Origin of the sequence: Haliscomenobacter sp., assembly GCF_040403615.1 — a bacterium.
Classification (GTDB): domain Bacteria; phylum Bacteroidota; class Bacteroidia; order Chitinophagales; family Saprospiraceae; genus Haliscomenobacter.
On the sequence record NZ_JBBAKG010000241.1, the window covers coordinates 1 to 2,693 of the forward strand.

The 2,693-nt window shown below is 46.3% G+C and carries 4 protein-coding genes; 1 reads left to right on the forward strand and 3 read right to left on the reverse strand.

Annotated elements, in window-relative coordinates; genetic code table 11:
* The coding region (locus ABW391_RS29230) for a formylglycine-generating enzyme family protein (protein WP_353485442.1) at positions 1-627 on the reverse strand (627 nt) is incomplete at its 3' end.
* Between the two features lie 68 nt (positions 628-695).
* Here ABW391_RS29230 and ABW391_RS29235 point away from each other — a divergent pair.
* On the forward strand, positions 696-887 hold the full coding sequence (locus tag ABW391_RS29235; RefSeq protein WP_353485445.1) for an SUMF1/EgtB/PvdO family nonheme iron enzyme: 192 nt from the start codon (positions 696-698) through the stop codon (positions 885-887).
* Between the two features lie 102 nt (positions 888-989).
* Here the strand turns inward: ABW391_RS29235 and ABW391_RS29240 are convergent, their stop codons facing one another.
* Both ABW391_RS29240 and ABW391_RS29245 read right to left on the reverse strand, forming a co-directional pair.
* Positions 990-1,976: an RNA-directed DNA polymerase gene (locus tag ABW391_RS29240; protein ID WP_353485443.1), complete on the reverse strand. Its 987-nt coding sequence runs from the start codon at positions 1,974-1,976 to the stop codon at positions 990-992.
* Complete coding sequence (locus tag ABW391_RS29245) at positions 1,960-2,406, reverse strand: HRDC domain-containing protein (protein WP_353485444.1); 447 nt, start codon at positions 2,404-2,406, stop codon at positions 1,960-1,962. Before ABW391_RS29245 ends, ABW391_RS29240 begins: the two co-directional genes overlap by 17 nt.
* Positions 2,407-2,693 lie beyond the last annotated feature (287 nt).

Consider the following 2,693-nt stretch of genomic DNA (forward strand, 5'->3'; position numbering starts at 1 on the left):
ACTGCCCTGTGTACGTCCTGTTGGATTTTCGGCCACTCCTGCATCCAGGCATTCCTGATAATATTCACTGCCTGCATACCAGTCAGCACACCACTCGTACACATTCCCACTCAGGTCGTACAGTTCCAGGGCATTGGGCTTTTTTAGGCCGACTGGTTTGGTTTCACTGTGACTGTTTTCGTAATACCAGCCTACGTCTTCCAGGCGGTTGCTGCCTGCGTATTGGTAAGGTGACTGAAATATACCACCCCGGGCTGCGTATTCCCATTCTGCTTCGGTGGGCAGGCGGTAATTTTCGCCAGTAAGCGCATTCAAGCGTGGTAAAAATTCGTTATTGATCAAATCCCATGAAACGGTTTCTGCTGGTCGATCGTCACCCTCAAAATAAAAAGGAGTGCTTTCCTCCCCCATTACTGCCTTCCACAAGGCTTGGGTCACTACGTATTCTCCCATCCAAAAGTCGGATACTTTGACTGGATGCACTGGTTTTTCATCACTATCTGCATCCTCATTCTCGCTCCCCATCTGAAAAGTGCCGCCTTTAACTTCCACCATTTGAAAAGAAAAAGGCTGGTCATTGGCTGCGGTAAATGATTGTGGATAGACCCTTGATGGGGGCTGGAGCATGGGTTAGATGTTTTATTTTTGTAAAACTAAAAAAAGAGTAGAGAAAATAACTTTTTTTTATCAACTTTATACCTAACGGTCCATCATCGAAAGGCAGTAACCGTGTGGTGCGCGGCGGCAACTGGAACAACAATCCCAGGAATTGCCGGGTCTCGAATCGCAACAACAACGATCCGCAGAATGACAACAACAATGTGGGTTTTCGGTTGGTGGTTTCTGTTTTGCAGCTCATGGGTCAGAGCCGGATAGCCAGCCACTGAACAGATGATTGTCCTGCCCTCGTGGCTACCACGTGGCGAAAAGGTGTGTTGCGGCACATCAGCAACGGTAGTGTTAGTAGCTCCGCGTTTGAGTAGAACGCTCTACCGTTGCGCCTTTTTTCGCAAAAAAGAACCTAAGTCAGCATGACGGACAAATGCGAAAAGGGGCAAAGCATGCCGTTGGCATTCTCCCTCCGTCCAATCTCCAGTGTGGTAATGCTCATCCACTGCGTTGATTTTGCGGATGAAACGCTGTTTACTGGCTTGTGACAAACGCACATAATGCGGATACAATACGTAACCCAGAAACGGAAGCGCCCGATCACAGCGATTGAGCAAAGGGGGTTTTAAGGTGCAGTGCAATCGATCCTCCACAAAACTGTTGATTGTGTTTAATGCACCCACCAGCACCTCTTTGTCCTGATGCCAAAGCACCAGATCATCCATGTAGCGTACATAAGCCTTGATGCACAGTTCTTCTTTGATGAAATGATCCAGATCACTCAAAAAATGGTTGGCAAAATACTGGCTGGTCAAATTGCCAATTGGCACGCCCCGCGATGGCATTGCTTCATAACTATCGATGATTTGTCGAAAAATCCACAACAAATGCTCGTCGCCAAATAAACGATTCAATTGATGTTTCAGGACTTCGTGAGGAATGCTGTCAAAAAACTTCCGAATATCCAGTTTCAAAAACCAGGCGTATTTTTTGGTAAACTGCTTTGCACGCGCTAATGCGGCATAAGTTCCTTTGCCTTTGCGGCTGGCATAGCTGTCAAAGATCTGTACCCGTTCAAAAGACGGGTGACAAACATTCATTAAGGCGTGGTGCAAAACTTGTTCGCCAAAAGCTGCCGCACAAATTTGCCGCTCCTTGGGGTCGTAAATTTTAAAAAAACGATACTTGCCCACGTCGACTTCGCCGCTCAAGATTTGTTGCCGGAGCAAAAACAAATTGGCATCTAAATCGCGGCGGTATTCTTCCACGTTGTTTCCGTGGGTTTTGCCTTTGCGGGCTTTCCAAAAAGCCAAGCGAAGGTTATCGGGGTCGGCAATTGGTTCAATGAGTCTACGGGGTGCTTTCATTGGCGGCTGAGGTAAAAAAGTGAACCCCAAATTTTTCGATCTTTTTATCGGCAATGCCCTTTACTGTTTTCATACTGCTTGCAGTCAAGTTTTCAATTTTTGCAAGTGCTGACAATTCTTCATCGGTAAAAATCACATAGGCAGGAATGGCCTCGTCTTGGGACACTTTGCGCCGAATTTCGCGCATTTTGTTGTAACGCTGAAAACTGGCTTCATCTAATACCTGACGATAATCTACCTTGGCGCGCTCTTTTTCTCCCGCAGTTTGATCTTCCAAATACTTGATGCGAAAACACCAGCTAGCCGTTTGGCCCTCCCCCAGGATTTGATCCTCGATTTGAAGGATTTTTTTGCTGCGCAAAAATACATTGAGTTCTTCCTGCAGCATTTCGCCCCCAGTTACCGGAATGTTGAATATTTTGATTTGCATGCAACTTCTAAATTTTATGGTGATTGGATCTATAGCAGCATTCGCCAGCAATGCCGATGGTTTTACCCTAGATTTCAACAATCAATGCTCCTCCCACTTGCTGAAACCATTCCACTGCGTTGGTGGCGCCTTGAGGGCTGCCACCTACTCCGTTCCACCGTTTCAGCAAGGACATGCTCTATGCTTCTTTTATTCCTATTTTATTTTTCTTTTTTGCTCATGGATCTTTAGCCTTTTTTCCCAGCCAACTGACTGCAAAACAGAAACCACCAACCGAAAACCCACAA

Coding starts and splice junctions, on each gene's coding strand:
- ABW391_RS29240 (WP_353485443.1), bottom strand. CDS start 1,976: ATGAAAGCACCCCGTAGACTCATTGAACCAATTGCCGACCCCGATAAC.
- ABW391_RS29245 (WP_353485444.1), bottom strand. CDS start 2,406: ATGCAAATCAAAATATTCAACATTCCGGTAACTGGGGGCGAAATGCTG.